General features: G+C 61.4%; 14 protein-coding genes. 4 read left to right on the top strand and 10 right to left on the bottom strand.

Annotation, left to right across the window (positions count from 1 at the left end):
• Window position 1: 1 nt before the first annotated feature.
• Both TU75_RS09740 and TU75_RS09735 read left to right on the top strand, forming a co-directional pair.
• Window positions 2-715: a DUF3108 domain-containing protein gene (locus tag TU75_RS09740; RefSeq protein ID WP_003238835.1), complete on the top strand. Its 714-nt coding sequence runs from the start codon at window positions 2-4 to the stop codon at window positions 713-715.
• A 376-nt stretch (window positions 716-1,091) separates the two neighbouring features.
• A complete protein-coding gene (locus TU75_RS09735) occupies window positions 1,092-1,280 on the top strand; it encodes a hypothetical protein (RefSeq protein ID WP_003230518.1) in 189 nt (62 codons plus the stop codon).
• Window positions 1,281-1,378: 98 nt separating this feature from the next.
• Here TU75_RS09735 and TU75_RS09730 read toward each other — a convergent pair whose 3' ends face one another.
• The 8 genes from TU75_RS09730 to TU75_RS09695 all read right to left on the bottom strand — a co-directional run bounded on the left by TU75_RS09730 (window position 1,379) and on the right by TU75_RS09695 (window position 15,140).
• The gene (locus tag TU75_RS09730) at window positions 1,379-1,924 is read right to left on the bottom strand and encodes a DUF2058 domain-containing protein (RefSeq protein WP_003230516.1); all 546 of its coding nucleotides are present in this window, start codon (window positions 1,922-1,924) and stop codon (window positions 1,379-1,381) included.
• A 25-nt stretch (window positions 1,925-1,949) separates the two neighbouring features.
• Window positions 1,950-2,783 carry a nucleoside triphosphate pyrophosphohydrolase gene (mazG, locus tag TU75_RS09725; RefSeq protein WP_060548802.1) on the bottom strand — a complete coding sequence of 278 codons (834 nt, stop codon included), beginning with the start codon at window positions 2,781-2,783 and terminating at the stop codon, window positions 1,950-1,952.
• A 141-nt stretch (window positions 2,784-2,924) separates the two neighbouring features.
• Window positions 2,925-5,168: a GTP diphosphokinase gene (gene relA / locus TU75_RS09720; RefSeq protein WP_003230512.1), complete on the bottom strand. Its 2,244-nt coding sequence runs from the start codon at window positions 5,166-5,168 to the stop codon at window positions 2,925-2,927.
• Between the two features lie 121 nt (window positions 5,169-5,289).
• A complete protein-coding gene (gene rlmD / locus TU75_RS09715) occupies window positions 5,290-6,642 on the bottom strand; it encodes a 23S rRNA (uracil(1939)-C(5))-methyltransferase RlmD (protein WP_060548801.1) in 1,353 nt (450 codons plus the stop codon).
• On the bottom strand, window positions 6,642-7,544 hold the full coding sequence (cysM, locus tag TU75_RS09710) for a cysteine synthase CysM (RefSeq protein ID WP_032869707.1): 903 nt from the start codon (window positions 7,542-7,544) through the stop codon (window positions 6,642-6,644). Before cysM ends, rlmD begins: the two co-directional genes overlap by 1 nt.
• A gap of 107 nt (window positions 7,545-7,651) precedes the next feature.
• The gene (locus TU75_RS09705; protein ID WP_060548800.1) at window positions 7,652-13,588 is read right to left on the bottom strand and encodes a dermonecrotic toxin domain-containing protein; all 5,937 of its coding nucleotides are present in this window, start codon (window positions 13,586-13,588) and stop codon (window positions 7,652-7,654) included.
• A gap of 55 nt (window positions 13,589-13,643) precedes the next feature.
• A complete protein-coding gene (locus TU75_RS09700) occupies window positions 13,644-14,240 on the bottom strand; it encodes a tRNA-uridine aminocarboxypropyltransferase (protein ID WP_003230504.1) in 597 nt (198 codons plus the stop codon).
• 3 nt (window positions 14,241-14,243) lie between these two features.
• Window positions 14,244-15,140, bottom strand: a complete 897-nt coding sequence (locus TU75_RS09695) for a LysR family transcriptional regulator (protein ID WP_015372618.1) — start codon at window positions 15,138-15,140, stop codon at window positions 14,244-14,246.
• Between the two features lie 154 nt (window positions 15,141-15,294).
• Between TU75_RS09695 and speB the strand changes: the two genes are divergently transcribed.
• On the top strand, window positions 15,295-16,245 hold the full coding sequence (speB, locus tag TU75_RS09690) for an agmatinase (protein ID WP_060548799.1): 951 nt from the start codon (window positions 15,295-15,297) through the stop codon (window positions 16,243-16,245).
• Window positions 16,246-16,400: 155 nt separating this feature from the next.
• Window positions 16,401-17,783: a sodium:solute symporter family protein gene (locus TU75_RS09685; RefSeq protein WP_060548798.1), complete on the top strand. Its 1,383-nt coding sequence runs from the start codon at window positions 16,401-16,403 to the stop codon at window positions 17,781-17,783.
• A 50-nt stretch (window positions 17,784-17,833) separates the two neighbouring features.
• Here TU75_RS09685 and TU75_RS28305 read toward each other — a convergent pair whose 3' ends face one another.
• Window positions 17,834-17,956, bottom strand: coding sequence for a PA1414 family protein (locus TU75_RS28305; RefSeq protein ID WP_003230497.1), 123 nt, complete (start codon window positions 17,954-17,956; stop codon window positions 17,834-17,836).
• Window positions 17,957-18,119: 163 nt separating this feature from the next.
• Window positions 18,120-19,562 (bottom strand): NCS1 family nucleobase:cation symporter-1, encoded by a 1,443-nt coding sequence (locus TU75_RS09680; RefSeq protein WP_003230495.1) that lies wholly within the window; start codon window positions 19,560-19,562, stop codon window positions 18,120-18,122.
• Between the last annotated feature and the right edge of the window lie 55 nt (window positions 19,563-19,617).

Raw genomic sequence — 19,617 nt, 5'->3', positions numbered from 1 at the left:
TATGCGTCGCGCCCTGCTCTTCGCTTTTGCGCTGTTCGCCTTGCCTGCCGTGCAGGCAGCAGACCTACACCCTTTCTCCGCCAGCTACACCGCCGACTGGAAACAGTTGCCCATGAGCGGTTCGGCCGAACGCAGCCTGACCAAGAATGACAACGGCTCCTGGACCTTGAACTTCAAGGCTTCCATGATGATCGCCAGCCTTACCGAAACCAGCGTCATTCGTTTCGACAAGGACGCACTGCAGCCGGTGAGCTACAGCTTCGAACGTGGCGGCCTGGGCAAATCGAAGAAGGTCAACCTGGACTTCGACCAGAGCGCCAAGAAAGTCACCGGCTTTGAAAACAAGGACCCGGTGAACGTCACCCTGGAAAGCGGCATGCTCGACAAGTCGACTTACCAGTTGGCCCTTCAGCGTGACGTGGCCGCCGGCAAGAAAAGCATGAGCTACCGCGTCGTCGAAGGCACCGACGTCGACACCTATGACTTCCGCGTGATTGGCCCGGAAAAGGTCCAGACCAAGGTTGGCGCCATCGACGCGATCAAGGTCGAGCGCGTGCGTGACCCGTCGCAGAGCAAGCGCATCACCCAGATGTGGTTTGCCAAGGATCTGGGCGGCGTGCTGGTGGCGTTGCGTCAGGTTGAGACGGACGGCAAGGAATACAACATCATGCTGCAGGACGGCACTGTCGATGGTCAGGCCATCAAGGGCAGCTGATCGGCAGATTGAACAAAGGAGCCTCGCTGAATGCGAGGCTTTTTTTTGCCTGGCGTTTTTTTGCGGTGAGCCCACTGAAGCCATCGCAGGCAAGCCAGCTCCCACAGTTGGAACGCATTCCCCTGTGGGAGCTGGCTTGCCTGCGATGGCGGTGCAACGATCAACACAGGGCCGCAGGCGCTCGCAAACATGAAACTTCTGTCATAAAACTCCCGCGCCTGCTCTACAAAGCCACGGATTACAAGGCCTGCAGCACTGTTGCGTCTTGTGCAATAAATTGTTGCGCGCAAAAGCAGTTTACTTAGCAAGCTAACAAAACATATAACAAAGGCCTGCGACGACTTGCCGCAGATCCACCCGAGATTGGAGCAAGCAGATGACTGTAAAAGTGACTGAACGCGACGACGAACATATGTCCCACGAAGCTCTGGGCCACGGGATTCATATCTGGGATGTCCATCAACAAGACCTGCTGGTCGGCATGTTTCACAATGAAAGCGACGCTCATAACTACAAGCATGAGCTGGAAACGCTTGAACTGAAACGCCAGGCACAAAGTTCCTGACCCACCGAAATCTCGCAGGCACCCGGCCCCACACAGCAGCTGGCGTGCCCGCAAACAAAAACCCCGCCTTGTGAGCGGGGTTTTTCGTGTCTACAGCCTTACCACATCAGATCGTCCGGGATCTGATAGGCAGCGTACGGATCATCCTCGTCCGGCACCTGGCTTTCGGTAAGGATATTGAGCTGCACGATACGCTCCGGCGCGCGCTCCTGGATCTTCAGCGCCGCTTCGCGGGGGATCACTTCGTAGCTGCCGCCGTGGTGCACGATGGCCAGGGAGCCGTTGCTCAGCTTGTTGCGCATCAGCGTGTTGACCGACAGGCGCTTGACCTTCTTGTCATCCACGAAGTTGTAGTAGTCCTCGGTGGTCAGCTTGGGCAAGCGCGAGGTCTCGATCAATTGCTTGACCTGCGCCGTGCGCGCCTTGGCCTCGGCTTTTTCCTGCTGCTGACGGTTCAGCTCCTGGTCGCGCTTGACCTTCTCGGCATGCGCCTCGGCCGCCAGACGGGCCTGGGTGTCATCCACCTCGGCCTGCCCCTTGTGGACCAGGCGCTGCTGCTTCTGTTTCTCTTTGCCGACCTGCTTGGCCTGCTTTTGGTTGACCAGACCTGCTTTGAGCAACTGGTCGCGAAGGGAAAGGCTCATGGTGCTTACTCACTTAGGCAACTGCTCAACCGCAGCTGGACACATTCTTTTCCTGACGCTTGGCTTCGCCCCACAGGGCGTCCAAGGTTTCGAGGGTGCAATCTTCTATGGGTTGATGCGTTTCGCGCAATGCCTGTTCGATAAATCGGAAACGTCGTTCGAACTTGGCATTGGCGCCACGCAGCGCGGTTTCCGGGTCGACCTTGAGGTGACGGGCCAGGTTGACTGCGGCAAACAGCAGGTCACCGACCTCATCGGCGATTGCAGCCTGGTCGTTGGCGGCCATGGCTTCGAGCACTTCATCAAGCTCTTCGCGCACGTTGTCCACCACCGGCAAGGCGGACGGCCAGTCGAAACCGACCTGGCTGGCGCGCTTCTGCAATTTGGCGGCACGGGACAGGGATGGCAGCGCCTTGGGCACATCGTCGAGCAGGGAAAGTTGCTCCGGTGCGTCGGACTGTTCCGCACGCTCCTCGGTTTTGATCTGCTCCCAGCGTTGCTTGACCTGATCTTCACTCAACTGAGGAATATCCAGCGGTGCATACAGATCACCGGTCGGGAACACGTGCGGATGACGACGGATCAGCTTGCGCGTAATGCTGTCGACCACGCCGGCAAACTCGAAACGCCCGTCTTCACGCGCCAACTGGCTGTAATAGACGACTTGGAACAACAGGTCGCCCAACTCGCCTTGCAGATGATCGAAGTCGCCGCGCTTGATGGCGTCGGCGACTTCGTAGGCTTCTTCGAGGGTGTGCGGCACGATCGTGGCGTAGGTTTGCTTGATGTCCCACGGGCAGCCGTACTGTGGATCCCGCAGGCGGTTCATCAGGTGCAGCAGGTCTTCAAGTGAATACATCGGTCAATCTCTGCGCGGGTTTTTGAAACGCCGAAAGTCAAATGTGGGAGCTGGCTTGCCTGCGATGCAAGCGACTCGGTACGTCAGTTGCACCACAGTGATGCCATCGCAGGCAAGCCAGCTCCCACAGTCAGTTCACGTTCATGGCGTGCGGTTGCGTCGGGTTTCGATAATGTTTGGCAACTGGGAGATCCGCCCCAGCAAACGCCCCAATGCGTCCAACCCCGGAATCTCGATGGTCAGGGACATCAACGCGGTGTTGTCCTCCTTGTTCGAGCGGGTGTTCACCGCCAGCACGTTGATGCGCTCATTGAGCAGCACTTGCGACACGTCGCGCAGTAGACCGGAACGGTCGTAGGCACGAATGATGATATCCACGGGGTAGGTGAGCACCGGCACCGGGCCCCAGCTGACCTGGATGATCCGCTCCGGCTCGCGCCCGCCCAACTGCAGCACCGAGGCGCAATCCTGACGGTGAATACTCACGCCACGGCCTTGGGTGATATAGCCGACAATCGCGTCGCCTGGCAGCGGCTGGCAGCAACCGGCGATCTGCGTCATCAGATTGCCCACGCCCTGGATCTGGATATCGCCGCGCTTGCCGGGCTTGTAACCGGTAGCCTTGCGCGGGATCAGCTCCAGTTGTTCGTTGCCCCGCTCCGGCTCTACCAGTTGCTGGGCCAGGTTAACCAGTTGCGCCAGGCGCAAGTCGCCGGCGCCGAGGGCGGCGAACATGTCTTCGGCGATTTTCATGTTGGCCTTTTCGGCCAGCTTGTCGAAGTCCACCTGGGGCAGGCCCAGGCGCGCCAGTTCGCGTTCGAGCAGGGTCTTGCCGGCAGCGACGTTCTGATCGCGCGCCTGCAGTTTGAACCAGTGGACGATCTTCGCCCGTGCCCGCGAGGTGGTGATGTAGCCCAGGTTCGGGTTCAGCCAGTCGCGGCTCGGCGTGCCGTGCTTGCTGGTGATGATCTCAACCTGCTCACCGGTCTGCAGGCTGTAGTTGAGCGGCACGATGCGCCCGTTGATCTTGGCGCCCCGGCAGTTGTGGCCGATCTCGGTATGCACGCGGTAGGCAAAATCCAGCGGCGTGGCACCCTTGGGCAGGTCGATGGCATGCCCGTCCGGGGTAAAGATATAGACGCGGTCGGGCTCGATATCCACTCGCAGTTGTTCGGCAAGACCACCGATATCGCCGAGCTCTTCGTGCCATTCGAGCACCTGGCGCAACCAGGAAATCTTCTCTTCGTACTGGTTGGACCCGGCCTTGACGTCGGTGCCCTTGTAGCGCCAGTGCGCGCAAACGCCCAGTTCCGCCTCTTCGTGCATGGCGTGGGTGCGGATCTGCACTTCGAGCACCTTGCCCTCGGGACCGATCACCGCCGTGTGCAGCGAGCGATAGCCGTTTTCTTTGGGGTTGGCGATGTAGTCGTCGAATTCCTTGGGGATGTGCCGCCACAGCGTGTGGACGATCCCCAGCGCGGTGTAGCAGTCGCGCATTTCCGGCACCAGCACGCGCACCGCGCGCACGTCGTAGATCTGGCTGAAGGCCAGGCCCTTGCGCTGCATCTTGCGCCAGATCGAGTAGATATGTTTGGCACGGCCGCTGATGTCGGCCTCGACGCCGGTAGCCTGCAATTCGGTACGCAGCTGGCCCATCACGTCGCTGATAAAGCGCTCGCGGTCCAGGCGCCGCTCGTGCAGCAGCGTGGCGATCTGTTTGTATTGATCAGGCTCAAGGTAGCGAAAGGACAAATCCTCCAGCTCCCACTTGATATGGCCGATGCCCAGGCGGTGCGCCAGCGGCGCATAGATGTCGAAGACTTCGCGGGCGACGCGGTTACGCTTTTCGTCGTCAGCGGTCTTCACCGCACGGATCGCGCAGGTGCGTTCGGCCAGCTTGATCAGGGCGACGCGTACGTCGTCGACCATCGCCACCAGCATCTTGCGCAGGTTTTCCACCTGCCCCTGGGTGCCCAGCACCATGGACTGGCGCGGGCTGAGGCTGGCGCTGATGGCAGCCATGCGCAGCACGCCGTCGATCAGCTTGGCCACCACCGAGCCAAAGCGCTGGCCGACCGTGGCCAGCTCGATGTGCCCTTCGCGCACGCCGCGATAGAGCACGGCGGCGATCAGCGAATCCTGGTCGAGCTTGAGATCGGCGAGGATCTCGGCGATTTCCAGCCCGGTGCGAAAGCTCGAAGTGCCTTCGGCCCACAGGTTCTTGGCCGCATTGTCCTGCTGCTCGGACTCACGAGCGAACTCGCAGGCGGCTTTCATGGCCTCACGGTCCAGTGCCGGATCGACACTGATGGCATGGTCGAGCCATGCCTCCAGATTGATACTGCCGTCGGTGTTGATCGGCTGGTGTGCTCTCACCTGTACCATCTTTCTTACCTTCCCTACGACGCACCTTGGATGCGCCGGAATCATCGCCGACCTTGACTGCGAACTCCGTGGCAGCTCAGGGGCCCTGGAGAACGCAGGCCGGTCGGATTAAACGGGCATCCTAGCCCGCTTCAAATAACGCCATGGCCTCGACATGCGCAGTTTGCGGAAACATGTCGAGGATCCCGGCACGTTTTAGCCGGTAGCCCTGCTTGACCAACTCAACCGTGTCCCGCGCCAGCGTGGCCGGGTTGCAGGACACATACACCACGCGCCTGGCGCCAAGGGTGGCGAGCTTGCGCACAACCTCCTGGGCACCGTCACGAGGTGGGTCCAAGAGTACCGCAGAAAAGCCCTGTTTGGCCCATTCTGCGTCAGTCAACGGCTGAGACAAATCGGCCTGAAAAAACTGCGCGTTATGCAAATTGTTGCTGACAGCATTGAGCGCCGCCCGGTCCACCATCGTTTGCACGCCTTCCACGGCGACCACTTCACGCACCTGCCTGGCCAGCGGCAGGGCAAAGTTGCCCAGGCCGCAAAACAAATCCAGCACCCGCTCATCGGCCTGCGGCGCCAGCCATTGCAGCGCCTGGGCGACCATTGCCTCGTTGACCGAGGCATTGACCTGGACGAAGTCTCCCGGCCGGTACGCCAGCTCCAGATCCCAGGCATCCAAGCGAAAACCCAGGGTTTGCTCAGGCTCCACAGGTTCCGGCTTGCCCTCACCCTGCAACCACAACTGGGCGTCATGAAACGCACAAAACTCTTTCAAAACCTGCAGGTCCGCCTCGGACAACGGCGCCATATGCCGCAGCAACACGGCAATCGAAGACCCGCTGAACAATTCCACGTGACCCAGCGCCTGAGGCTTGCTCAACCGGCGCAGCATGTTCGGCAGACGCTGCATGATCGGCTGCAAGGCTTGTACCAGCACGGGGCAGTCATCAATACCGACGATGTCCTGGCTGGCCACGGCGCGAAAACCGACCTCGAGTTTTTTCGCCTTGGCATCCCAGCGCACCGCGACCCGCGCGCGCCGTCGATAGCCGAACTCCGGCCCGCTCAAGGGCGCTGCCCACTCCTGCGGTTCGACACCTGCCACACGGGACAGTTGCTCGGCGAGCATGCGCTGTTTCAGCGCAAGCTGTTCGCCGTGAGGCAGGTGCTGCACGCTGCAACCGCCGCAGCGGCCAAAGTGCACACAGGGTGCCGGGCGACGCAACTCGCTGGCGGTAAATACGCGCTCGGTGCGCGCCTCTACCACCTTGCCGTGAGCGCCCAGCACCCGTGCTTCAACGTCTTCGCCCGCCAACGCACCGTTGACGAACCAGGTGCGACCTTCAAAGAACACAATGCCGCGGCCATCGTTGGCCAGGCGCTCAATGGTCAGGCGCTGCTTCTTGCCCACGGGAATCTGTGGCGCCCGGCTGCCACCCGTCGGTTGGAAGCGCAGGCCTCTCTCGTGCTTGGCCATCAGTTGGGTTCGTCGAAGATGCCGGTCGACAGGTAGCGGTCGCCTCGGTCACAGATGATCGCGACGATCACCGCGTTTTCCACTTCTTTGGACAGGCGCAACATGCCGGCCACCGAACCGCCGGACGACACACCGCAGAAGATGCCTTCTTCACGGGCCAGGCGGCGAGTGGTGTCTTCGGCTTCGCGCTGGGCCATGTCGATGATCCGGTCCACCCGCGTCGCGTTGTAGATCTTGGGCAAGTACTCTTCGGGCCAGCGACGAATACCCGGGATCGCCGCGCCTTCCATCGGTTGCAGGCCGACGATCTGGATCGCCGGGTTCTGCTCCTTGAGATAGCGCGAGTTGCCCATGATGGTGCCGGTGGTGCCCATGGAGCTGACGAAATGGGTGACGGTGCCGCCGGTCTGGCGCCAGATTTCCGGGCCGGTGGTGGTGTAGTGCGCCTCGGGATTGTCGCCGTTGGCGAACTGGTCCAGCACCTGGCCACGACCTTCGGCCGCCATGCGCTCGGCCAGATCGCGCGCGCCTTCCATGCCCTGCTCCTGGGTCACCAGAATCAGCTCGGCACCGTAGGCCGTCATCGCCGCCTTGCGCTCGGCACTGGAGTTGTCGGGCATGATCAGAATCATCTTGTAGCCCTTGATCGCCGCAGCCATGGCCAGGGCGATCCCGGTGTTACCCGAGGTGGCTTCGATCAGGGTGTCGCCGGGCTTGATCTGCCCGCGCAACTCGGCACGGGTGATCATCGACAGCGCCGGGCGGTCCTTGACCGAGCCAGCCGGATTATTGCCTTCAAGCTTGAGCAACAGGGTATTGCTGGTTTCACCCGCCATGCGTTGCAAGCGGACCAGGGGCGTGTTGCCGACGCAATCGGCGATTGTGGGGTACTGCAAGGTCATGGCGTATTCGCAATCCAGACTGCGGGGGCGAACATCATACCGGGAAAGGTCGGCAGGCCATATCACGCAAAGTGCGGTACTTATGCCTCAAAGGCATAAGTGCCAAATCAGCCGGTGACAAAATCCGTCCACTCGCGGTCGGTCAGCTCCGCTACCACCGCGTTTTCGGCCGTTAACCTGGCTGCCCGCAGGGTTTGGACATAGCGCAGGTATTCGCCCTCCGTCATCACAGCGTCTGCAACCTTGTTGCTGGCGATCTCCAGCAGCCGATCATAGCCGCGCAGTGCAGCGGCAAATCGGCTGCGGTATTTGCGCTTCAGAAATTCCACCCAATGCTCCTCCTTGCGCAAGTGCAGAGACCAGTTCATGCCGACTTCTTCACGCAGGATGCGCGTGCGCAGCATATCCACGGAGGCGCCGTCGGGCTGTGCCAAGGGGATGTTGAAGCGTGAAACAAGCACCAGCGGCAGATCAAGGCTGGTCGCCAGAGCGATGCGATAACTGTGGATTCGCGTACAGGCCTGCCAGAGTGTCTGGCCCGGGAAGTGGCGACGGACATGCTCGCTGATGGCGTCCATCCGGCGCAGCGCCCGGTAATAATGCACAAACGCCGGCCCGGCGTTTTGGACGTCCGTGGCAAGCATTCGATAGGGCAGCCTGAGCAATTCCAACTCATGCAGGCTCAACAGCCAACCGTCGATTCCTCCGCTCATGTAACCATAGGGCCGCACGGAGTAAATCTGCTCCCCTCCCCCGTGAAACAAAGCTTCGTCGATCAACCTCCAGACCCGCCGCGTGATGGTTTCACGCAGGGCGCGATGGCCCACATCAGCGAACAGCGAATAATCAGCGATATTGCCCAACAACTCGAAAAAACAGTCCGCCATGGGCTGTTCCTGCAAGGCTGCCCACTCCAGCTGCCGCGCCTGCACGTCGCCAGGGGGCAGCAACGCCAACCAACGATCCGCGCGCTGGTCGAACGAAGCGGCGGGCGCCCACAGCCCGAAATCAACGTCTGGCTGCCCCTGCCGCTCACCGATTCGCCGCAATAGCTGTCGTGCCTGCGGCGAAAGCGGATTACCCCGCAGATTCATCGCCCGATGAACCTGGGGGTAGATGAACAAGTCCGTCTCGGCCAACTCCCTGATTGCATTGTTGCGCAGGTCAAAACTGCGCAGTGTCTGCAGGGTCACGGCGCCACGCGGCAGCCGGTCCAGACCGCAATTGCGCAGGCCCAGCTCACGCAATCGCCTTAACGGATAGAGCGACAGCCGCCGTCCCTGGCCCAGTGGATTGACCGATAAATCAAGGTTCCTCAAACCGGTCAGCGCAGCCAGTCGAAACTCGTCCCGCAGATCAAGCCGGAGCAGATTATTCGAAAGGTTGAGCACCGCAAGGTGAGCCAACCCGTCCATATCCGGCAGATGAGTGAGGCGGTTACCCTTGAAGGAAATCACCCGAAGTCCGGGGAAGCTTTGCAGAAACCGCTCAGGTAATGCGCTCAGAGAATTGCCGTTGACGTTCAGCACTGTCACATGGCCGAAGTGGGCCCTCAGTGTCGGCAGGCTTGTCAGCTCCAGATCATCCAGGTTGAGCTCTTCGACAATGCCCGGCGTCAAGCCTTCCTTGGCCCAGCAACGCTGAATCCGGGCCACCGCCAGCGCCCGCGAGCGGACGGATATGGCGTCGCTCGCGCCGGCCGATGCGGCATCGCGCCATTGCTGCAGGTCCACGTCGAGCGCACGTTGTTCACGCACCAGATAGTCGATCATTGTAGTGCGCTCGTCGGTCGAGTCACCCGCCTCGCGTAGTAACTGCAGCACCTCATCGTCGCTCTTGGCGGGGTACAACCCGCGCAACCGGGCGATCTGCTCACGCGCTACCGGTCCAAGTTCTTCACCGCCACTGAGGGGGTAACCGATGCGCCCGTCAGCTGTACGTCGCGGCGGGTTGAAGCGTGGCCGACGGTCAATGTCGAACCCAGGCTCAGCGCTCTCCAAGATGTGTCGTTCGCGATCTGCAATACAGCGTAAAAGCTCCTCGGGACCGGCTGCGTGGGTGTAGCCCAACGCCTGGCGTTCAGCCGTTGGCAACGCCGCCAACAAAACCGTCAAAAACGGTCCGGGGCTTCCCACCGCTAGCCGTTCACCGTTTTTTTGCAGCGTGTACGCCTGGTAGCGATGAGAAACGGGTTCAAGCATTCGCCTGAGTACGGCACCCTCGGGGCCGACGCTGTCAATCAGCCGACCTCTTTCCCACACCTCTACGCGCAGGTGGTCAGGCCAGCCCTGGAGGTCCGGCAGCGCACGCATGATCAGCCTGGTGCTGTCCTCATTAGCCGCCAGCCTTGTATACAAGCCGTCCACGGCACGGGCTCTGCGCGAATGCTCCTGTGCCCAACGGATATCCAGCGTCAGGCTTAATGGAAGACGCCCTGCCTCCAGGCTTCGCTGCTCTGCCGGGGTGATTTTGTAGACCAGCCTGGTGGCGTCCCATGCCGACAAACCAGGAAAATAACGCTGCAGCACGCGAGCATGAGGGTTTGTCGACGGCAGCGTTTTTGTATGACGCAGTGCCTTGTAGAAATGCCGCTCCATCTGCGGCTTGTCGACATTGACCCTGGCTTCCAGCGCCGCCACCTGATCGGCACGCGTGAGACCTGCACGCCCCACTAGCTCATCGGCCAGATCAGGGCCTACCTCGCCCAGCACCTCATCAAAAAAATCCCGGCCAGTTTCCACACCGGTCATCACTCGCTGCTGCAGCGTGTAACGCTCAATGGTGTCCACCAGAATCGCCGGCGGGGGTTCGTTGCGCACATGCACCCGCCGCAACATGTCCGGCGTCACTGCGCTGATCTGCTGGATCTGCTCAATGGCGTCCGGCGATAACGCTCGCGTCAAAGGCCCCAGGCGATAAAAGGGTCTTTGCCCATCCCAGGTCAGCGGATTTTCCCATTCATGTCGCCAGGCACCGGCGCCATTGTGGGTCAGTACCGGGGCATACGCGTCGTCCAAAGACGGATGCTGGATGCGCCAGCAGCCGAGCGGCTGGTCTTCGAAAACCTTGAAATACTCGCCCTCGATAAACAGGTAACGGTCCGGTCCCCTTCGGTAAAGACCCAATGCGTCAGGTTCGGGGACGATACCGGTGGTGTCGGCGGTGGTGGCGTAATGCTCAATTTCACGCCGATAGGGGTAGAACGATCCATCAGGCGCACGGTTGCGCAGCATTGCGTGGGCGACCTGATGACGCAGGTCGGCAACGCCCTGCAACGCACTTAGCCCCAGTTGCAGGCGGTCGCCTGCCGAGAGCCGGCTGATGATTGCATCATAAAAGCTGTCTGCTCCCATGAATGTCGCTCCGGTGCGCAGCGCATGATGGTTATATGCCGCAAAACGCCCGCGCAACTGATCGATAACCACCACATTGCGATCCGCAGGCCCCTTGGACACGTAGGGGACCGCTTGCCCGGCGGGGCTGACCACCAATTGTTGGCCGGTCAGGTCGCGCAGCACCCCGTCGGCAAATTCGGTGGCCCAGTGGCAGGTTTGACGGTCGAAGCGTCGCCCGTGAAACAGCCCATCGATGATCTTCTCCCGGCGTGCCACTCCCCGGACCGCGCGCAACGCCAGGTAAAGCGCCTCGGGTTGCAGTTGCGACTCCAGCAGTTGGGTCTGTTGGTGCTCGGAGAGCGGATGCTCACGCAATACCTCAAGCAATCGCGCCAGGCTAAGGTCGGGGTGCAGCGCGCGCAGTTGGGTAATCACGGCGGGCACCGGAGTGTCCGGCGTAACGCGATCGGGCAGCAAGGCATGTACCGCCACGCTGACCCCGCTGGCCGCCGAACGGCTGAGCTCGGCAAACCGTGTGAGCGCTTCGAACAGGTCGGTTTTGCGGGCCCTGGCTTGCACGGCCAATTGTTGGCCAAGCGCGTGGTCGCCCGCCGGGAAATACTCTGGTAACAGCTCGATGATTGCGCTGGGCAGATGCGCAGTGAAACGCTGTGGAGTGCCGTAGGCGAACTGATGGTTTTCCAGTGCGGTCACGCTGACCACGGCGGTTGGCATGACAGAGGCGCCCTTGCTGTAGCGCCGCACCTCCACGCCCTGCTGGTTTGCAATGCTCAGCGAGGTGTCCGCCGGCCAGGCCGACAGTTGGGTGAGCAACGGCGCGAGCACGTCAACGGCTGCAACCGGCACGGTACGCGTGGAGTCACCACCCTCGGCAACCCATTCAATCAGCCGATCAGCCTGGAACCGCTCGACGGCGTCCACCAGCGAAGCCGAGGGTTGCGCTCCGGCCCATACCTGGCCAAGCGTCTGCTGCGAGGTGGCACTGCTCGAAAGGATCACCTCCATCGCTCGGGCGGGTGCGTCCGGGGAACCGAGCATTGTTTCGAGCACCTTGCCGGCGCTTGGCTCGCGCTGCTCAGTGGCGCTACGTGCGTCGGATAATCGCCGATACAAACGCTGGTGACGACGCTGCACGCTTTTAGCCAGACGCGTGTGCAAACGCCCGCTGATGAGCAGATCGGCCAGGTCCGCGAAGCCCTGGAGCAAGTCGCCCGGCTCGCCTTGCATCGCCTGACTGCCGCCCTCGACCAGCGCTTGCTCAAGGGCCACGAACATCGCAATGGTGCGCACCCGTCCCAACCCTTTCAAAGCGCCCGGCACTGGAATTAAAAGCACATTGAGGATTTCGAGCGCCAGGGTCTTGAACACCTCGATCAGCGTCGGCATGAAGCCCGGCGTTTGATGGGCCATTTCCTGCAGATTGGCTCGACACCGCTTGATGTAGAAATCGTTGAGACTGACGACGGGCACCTTCTCCACCGTTTCTCTGACATAGCCAATCTTTCCGAGGGTATCGACTGCCGGAATGCTTTGCGCCAATCGGTAAATCAAATGGGCGACCCCTTCAAGGTCGGCAGGCGGCGCAGTGGTCTTGGCGATTCGCTTCAGACGCGCGCAGTCGCGCAGCAACATCATCGGGTACAGCCAGTCGACATCTCCCTGGCGATACGCGCTGTCGAAGGCCACATGAAAATGCTCGCAAGCCCTGCGGTGGCTCTGAAAATGGCGCAAGGCGCCGCCCGGACGACTGGGAAAAAAACTGAACGCCCCCTTGCAGCCAGTGATGGAAAACACCAGGTGGGGAATGCTCAGCCTGTCACCTGGTGGCGGACGCACATAGTGTCCGGTGAGCCCCATGGGCTGAGGCACCCAGCTCACATTGTCGACACCGTGAGGGATAAACAGCAGCATTTCTTCCATCGATCCCCAGCGTGCCTCACCGCTCAACGCACGCTTGACCCACTGATACTTTTCTCGGTCAATACCGCTGGCAGCCGTGTTTTTCAGCGCGTCTATCAGGGCGAAATCAAACTCCGCCTTTGCCAGCCCCATCACACTGTTACCCACTGAGCCGTTGGGCTTGAGCCCGTCATCCAAGCGTTGGCGCAACTGCCCACCCAGATCGAGCCTGCGCACCAGCGCAATAAACTCAGCGGCGGTCGCATTGACATGGGCATCCAGATAACTGGCATCCGCCAGGCCGGTACGGCCCGGATAGCTCCAACCGGTCAGGCCGTCATAGTTCAGGCAGGCCGCGTCCCACAGACTGAGGCTGGCGACCTTCACCACACCCTCGCCCTTCTCGCCATGGGCTGCGCGCCGCACACGCTGTTCTGGCTGCAGGTAACGGGTATGAATGCGCGTGTTGACGGGATCGATATCCTGCCCGGTCAAGGCCTGCAACTGGGCGCGTAACAACGCCATGGTCTGCTGCTCGAAGGCATGAGTCAGCGCCTTGACGTCTTTTTCCACGCTGCGCTGTGCATCAATCCAGGCTCGTTGCAGGCGCACATAAGCGTACTTCTCCGCGTCGTTGAGCGCGCCAAAAAACACGTCCAGCTTGCCTCGCAGAACATCCAGATTTTGCAAGGCTGACCATTCCGAACGCGTCATCAATGGCGCGCGGCGCTCAGCCACGAACCGGGCCAACGGGTCTTGGGGGGCAGGCTGTTGAGTGGGGTCGAGCATTTCGGATATTCCTGAAAAGCCCAGCCTATCCCCTCACTGACGCCACGCCCGGTAGCTATGTAGCGCCGTGGTTTTTTTCGAAAACCGCCGAGCCCATCGCTGCAATCTGCCCTTCGATCAGCGCCTCGAAGGGCTTGAGCAGCGGCTCGAACGACTGCGGCGCTTCCAGCACCTGCAGCGCCTGCACAATCGCCTCCACCGTCGACAGCGCGCCCGGCCCCGGTGCCTTGCGCAATCGATAGCGCGACACGCCGCCCTCAGCGAGCGTGACCCGGGGCAATGCCGCCAGCAACGGGTTCAGGTGCAGCAACTTGCGCGCCTTGCGCCAGGTGCCATCGGGCACCACCAGCAACAGTGGCTGGTCGCCCGGGGCGTAGGCCTGCAACGGCTGCGCAGCATCGGCCGGGAACAACAGCCGCGCCTGATAACCGGGCGGATTCAACAAGGTCGCCAGGTCATCGAACACCTCGCCCACCCGCAACTGCGCATTGGTGAGGCCCAATGCGGCGAGCCGAGCGGTATTGAGCGCATGGTTGACCTCGCTCGGATGCTGCAACAGCAACACGCGGGTGCGGCTGTCCAGGCAGGGGATCAGCGCGCACAGGCAATGGCTGGCAGGCCTGAGGCAACGGGAGCATTGGGGTCTGGACATGGGTTATCGAGCCTGGTTGAGCTGCGCCTTGAGCAGGTCGCGGAAGGTCTGGATCAGCGGCTCGCGGCTGCGGCCACGGCGCATGATCATCGAGAACGGCGCCTGGTAACCAAAGGTCGCCGGCAACAGCACGCGCAGGTCGCCCTTGTCGGCCCAGGCCTGGGCATAGTGTTCGGGCAGGTAACCGATATAGGCGCCGGACAGCACCAGGATCAGCTGCGCCTCCATGCTTTCCACGGTAGCGGCGCTGTGCTTGAAGCCATGGCGCGCCAGCTCCGCCTGGCTCCAATAACCGCGTCCGACCATACGCTGCTGGGTGATCACCTGCTCGGGGATACGCCGCTCGTTGAACAAGGGATGACGCGTGCTGCAATACAACCAGTGCTGCTCGCGGTACAGCGGCATGTAGATCAGCCCGCTCATGCGGTTGGAGAAGGCGCCAATGGCCAGGTCCAGGCGGTTGTCCTGCACGCCGAGCTGCAGCTCGTAAGGGCTCATCACCGACAAATGCAGATGCACTGCCGGGTGTTCGAGGCTGTAAGCGCCGATCACTTCAGCGAACGGCAGGGCCTTGTCGCTGACCGTGGAGTCGAGCACACCGAGCCTGAGGGTGCCACGCAATTCACCCTTCAACGCGGCGGCGTATTGTTCGAAGCCTTCGAGCTCGCCGAGCAGGCGCAGGGTTTCCTGATGAAACAGTTCGCCCTTGCTGGTGAGGCTGAAGCCGCCTCGGCCACGATGGCACAGCACCAGGCCCAACGCCGCTTCCAACTGGCTCATGTAGGTGGAGATGGCCGAGGTGGACAGGTTGAGTTCGTGCTGGGCAGTGGCGAACCCCTGGTGCCGCACGACGCTGACGAAGATGCGCAGGAGTTTCAGGTCGGGCAAGGCGCTGGCCATGGAGTCTCCAGAGGCACACACAATTGAAGCGAGTTTACCCCCCGGGTATCAGTTTAGAAAAATCTGAACTAAGTATTTGCCGCTGCCGATTCTTCCCCTCGTTCGCTTTTCGCAGAATCGGCCCCCTGACAGACAAAAACGATGAGGCACTCCCGTGGACAAGACTTTCCATCAACCACTGGGCGGCAATGAAATGCCGCGCTTCGCCGGCATCGCCACCATGATGCGCCTGCCGCACCTGCCAACGGCCAGAGGCCTGGACGCCGCCTTTGTCGGCGTGCCGCTGGATATCGGCACCTCGCTGCGCGCCGGCACCCGCTTCGGGCCGCGCGAAATCCGCGCCGAATCGGTGATGATCCGCCCCTACAACATGGCCACCGGCGCCGCACCGTTCGATTCGCTATCGGTGGCGGATATCGGTGACGTGGCGATCAACACCTTCAACCTGCTGGACGCCGTACGCATCATCGAACAAGCCTACGATGAAATCCTCGAACACAACGTGATTCCCCTGACCCTGGGTGGCGATCACACCATCACGCTGCCGATTTTGCGGGCCATCCACAAGAAACACGGCAAGGTCGGGCTGGTGCACATCGATGCCCACGCCGACGTCAACGATCACATGTTCGGCGAGAAAATCGCCCACGGCACTACCTTCCGCCGCGCTGTCGAGGAAGGCCTGCTCGATTGCGACCGCGTGGTGCAGATCGGCCTGCGCGCTCAGGGCTATACCGCCGAAGACTTCAACTGGAGTCGCAAGCAGGGCTTTCGCGTGGTCCAGGCCGAAGAGTGCTGGCATCAGTCTCTCGCGCCTTTGATGGCCGAGGTGCGCGACAAGGTCGGCGGCGGCCCGGTGTACCTGAGTTTTGACATCGATGGCATCGACCCGGCCTGGGCGCCTGGCACCGGCACTCCGGAAATCGGCGGGCTGACCACCATCCAGGCGATCGAAATCATCCGTGGCTGCCAGGGCCTCGACCTGATTGGTTGTGATTTGGTAGAAGTTTCACCGCCCTATGACACCACCGGCAACACCTCGCTACTGGGCGCCAACCTGCTGTACGAGATGCTCTGCGTGCTGCCCGGCGTGGCGCACCGCTGATGTGCGCACTCATGAGGCAAACAATAAAAACAGCACTCACGCACTGACCGCCAACGGGATCGCAGATCCCAAGGCACCTGATCCTTGCTTCGCGTATTTGCGCAGCCGTCTGCCGCCAGCTCGCCCACAAAAAATATAATTGGAGAACCGCCGTCATGGCTTTGGATTTATTCGTCGTACTTATCTACGCCGCCGGCATGCTCGTGCTCGGCTATTACGGCATGCGCCGCGCCAGAACCCACGAAGACTACCTGGTGGCCGGGCGCAACCTGGGCCCGTCGCTGTACATGGGCACCATGGCCGCCACGGTGCTGGGCGGCGCGTCCACCGTCGGCACCGTGCGTCTGGGTTACGTGCACGGCATTTCCGGCTTCTGGCTGTGCGCGGCGCTGGGCATGGGGATCATTGCGCTGAACCTGTTCCTGGCCAAGCCGCTGCTCAAGCTGAAGATCTTCACCGTTACCCAGGTCCTGGAAAAGCGCTACAACCCCGTGGCGCGCCAGGCCAGCGCGGTGATCATGCTGGCTTATGCGGTGATGCTGGGTGTGACGTCGGTGCTGGGAATCTGCACCGTGCTGCAGGTGCTGTTCGACCTGCCCTTCTGGAGCTCATTGCTGCTGGGCGGTGGCGTGGTGGTCGTGTATTCGGCTATCGGCGGCATGTGGTCACTGACGCTGACCGACATCGTGCAGTTCGTGATCAAGACCGTCGGCCTGATGTTCATCCTGCTGCCGATCTGCCTGTACCGCGTCGGTGGCTGGGATGAACTGGTAAACCGGTTGCCTGCGTCGAGCTTCAGCTTCACGGCAATCGGCTGGGACACGATCATCACCTACTTCATGATTTACTTCTTCGGCATCCTGATCGGCCAGGATATCTGGCAGCGGGTGTTCACTGCCCGTGACGAAAAGGTCGCCCGGTACGCCGGCACGTTCGCCGGTTTCTACTGCATCGTCTATGGCTTGGCCTGCGCTCTGATCGGCATGGCGGCGCATGTGCTGATCCCGGACCTGGATAACGTCAATAACGCGTTTGCCGCCATCGTCAAACTTTCGCTGCCGGACGGCATCCGCGGCCTGGTGATCGCTGCGGCCCTCGCGGCGATGATGTCGACCGCCAGCGCCAGCCTGCTGGCAGCCTCCACCGTCCTCACAGAAGACCTGCTGCCACGGCTGCGCGGTGGCAAACAGTCGAGCCTGGGCATCAACCGCCTGTTTACCTTGCTGACCGGGGCGGTCGTGCTGGGAATCGCGTTGGTGGTAAGTGACGTGATCAGCGCTCTGACCCTGGCCTATAACCTGCTGGTGGGCGGCATGCTGATCCCGCTGATGGGGGCGATTTTCTGGAAACGTGCGACCACATCAGGGGCCATTGCCTCGATGGCGTTGGGCTTTATGACCGCGCTGGTGTTCATGTTCAAGGATGGGCTGGATGCGAACACGCCGATCTACTACAGCCTGGCGGTGGGGCTGGTGACGTTTTTGGCGGTGAGCCTGCTGTCGCGTAAACCGGAGTCGGTTGTGGCTCGCACGGTTTAATGCCCGCCACAAAATGAATGTGGGAGCAGCCCTGCTCCCACACAGAATGCTTACCGGCGACGCGGACGACGCTGATCGTCATCGGTGCGGATGGGCACCGGTTGCAAGGGCGGCTCGATCAAGCCAAGTGCAACGCCGAGGTCATGGAGCCAGTTATGGATTTTCTCTTTCATGGTTGCCCCCCTTGAGGGTGTGCGAGTCGGCGGATGTATGTCGCCGTTTCCTACACTGATAGTAGCCCTAAGTCCTACGTAATGCTTGAACGAAACCACAACTAATCTATTACTGAATGGATCTGGATCCTGACCGTTCGTTCAAACCATCACGCGCGGCCGGTCAGCCCGCAACCATCGGGGCGCCAACGCGCACCTGCTCACGGCGCGCCAGGACCAGAAAAAACAGGCCGCCCAGGAAGCACCCGGTAAACCAGGCGAAGTTGGCCATCCCCTGCAATGCCGGCGTGAACGTGATCGCGACCCCCACCAGCGTCGCCGGCACCAGCGCTTTTACCGCCGTCCAGTTCACGCCGCCGTCGAAGTAGTAGCGCCCGCTCGGGCTGTCATCGAACAGTGCGTCCACATCGATTTTCTGTTTTTTGATGAGGTAGAAGTCCACCAGCAGAATCCCGAACAACGGCCCGATGAATGCCGCGAGGATATCCAGGGTGTAGTGGATCATCAGCGGGTTGTTGAACAGGTTCCAGGGCGTGATGAAGATCGACGCTACCGCCGCGATCATTCCACCGGCGCGCCAGCTGATTTTGCTGGGCGCGACATTGGCAAAATCAAACGCCGGGGACACGAAATTGGCGACGATGTTGATGCCGATGGTCGCGGTGACGAATGCAAAGGCGCCCAGCAGCACCGCCATGTCGTTGTCGATGCGCGAAACGGTGGCAATCGGGTCATGCAGCATTTCACCAAACACCGGCAAGGTGCCCGAGACGATCACTACGGTCACCAGAGAAAACGCCAGGAAGTTGATCGGCAGGCCCCAGAAGTTGCCGCGCCTTACATCCTGCATGCTGCGGCAGTAACGGCTGAAGTCGCCGAAGTTTAGTGTTGGCCCGGAGAAGTAAGACACCACCAGCGCAGTCGCCACGATCACCTGACCGAATGCCTGCCAGCCCGACAGTGACTTTTCGGCCAGGGTAAAGCTGATGTTGCTCCAGCCCGCTTTCCACACGATCCAGCCGGCCAGGGCGAACATCACCGCGTACACCACCGGCCCCGCCCAGTCGATAAAGCGACGGATCGACTCCATCCCGGCCCAGAATACCGCCGCCTGCAACACCCACAACGTCAGGAAACCAAACCAGCCCAGGTAAGACAGGCCTGCGAAGTGCGGCTCTGCATACACCGCCATTTGCGGGAAAAAGCGTAGCACCACGATGATCAGGGCACTGGACGCCAGATACGTCTGAATGCCATACCACGCCACCGCAATCAGTCCGCGAATCACTGCGGGAATATTGGCCCCAAACACGCCGAACGCCAGCCGGCAGATCACCGGATAGGGCACTGCGGCTTGCTGGCTCGGCTTTGCCACCAGATTGGCAATCAACTGCACGATACAAATGCCGGCCAGCAACGCGATCAGCACCTGCCAACTGGCCAGGCCCAGTGCAAACAGGCTGGCGGCGAACACGTAGCCGCCGACGCTGTGCACGTCGCTCATCCAGAAGGCGAAGATGTTGTACCAGGTCCATTTCTGCGGCAGCGGGCCCAGGTCCTGGTTATACAGGCGTGGGCTGTAGCCGTTGGGCAATTGTTCGGTCATCGCTGGGCTCCTCGAAATACCGGCCTGCGCATCCATAACGGGTGCATACGGGAGG

It is taken from the genome of Pseudomonas poae (assembly GCF_001439785.1).
GTDB classification, from domain to species: Bacteria; Pseudomonadota; Gammaproteobacteria; order Pseudomonadales; family Pseudomonadaceae; genus Aquipseudomonas; species Aquipseudomonas poae.
This window is presented reverse-complemented; position numbering and strand designations above follow the sequence as displayed.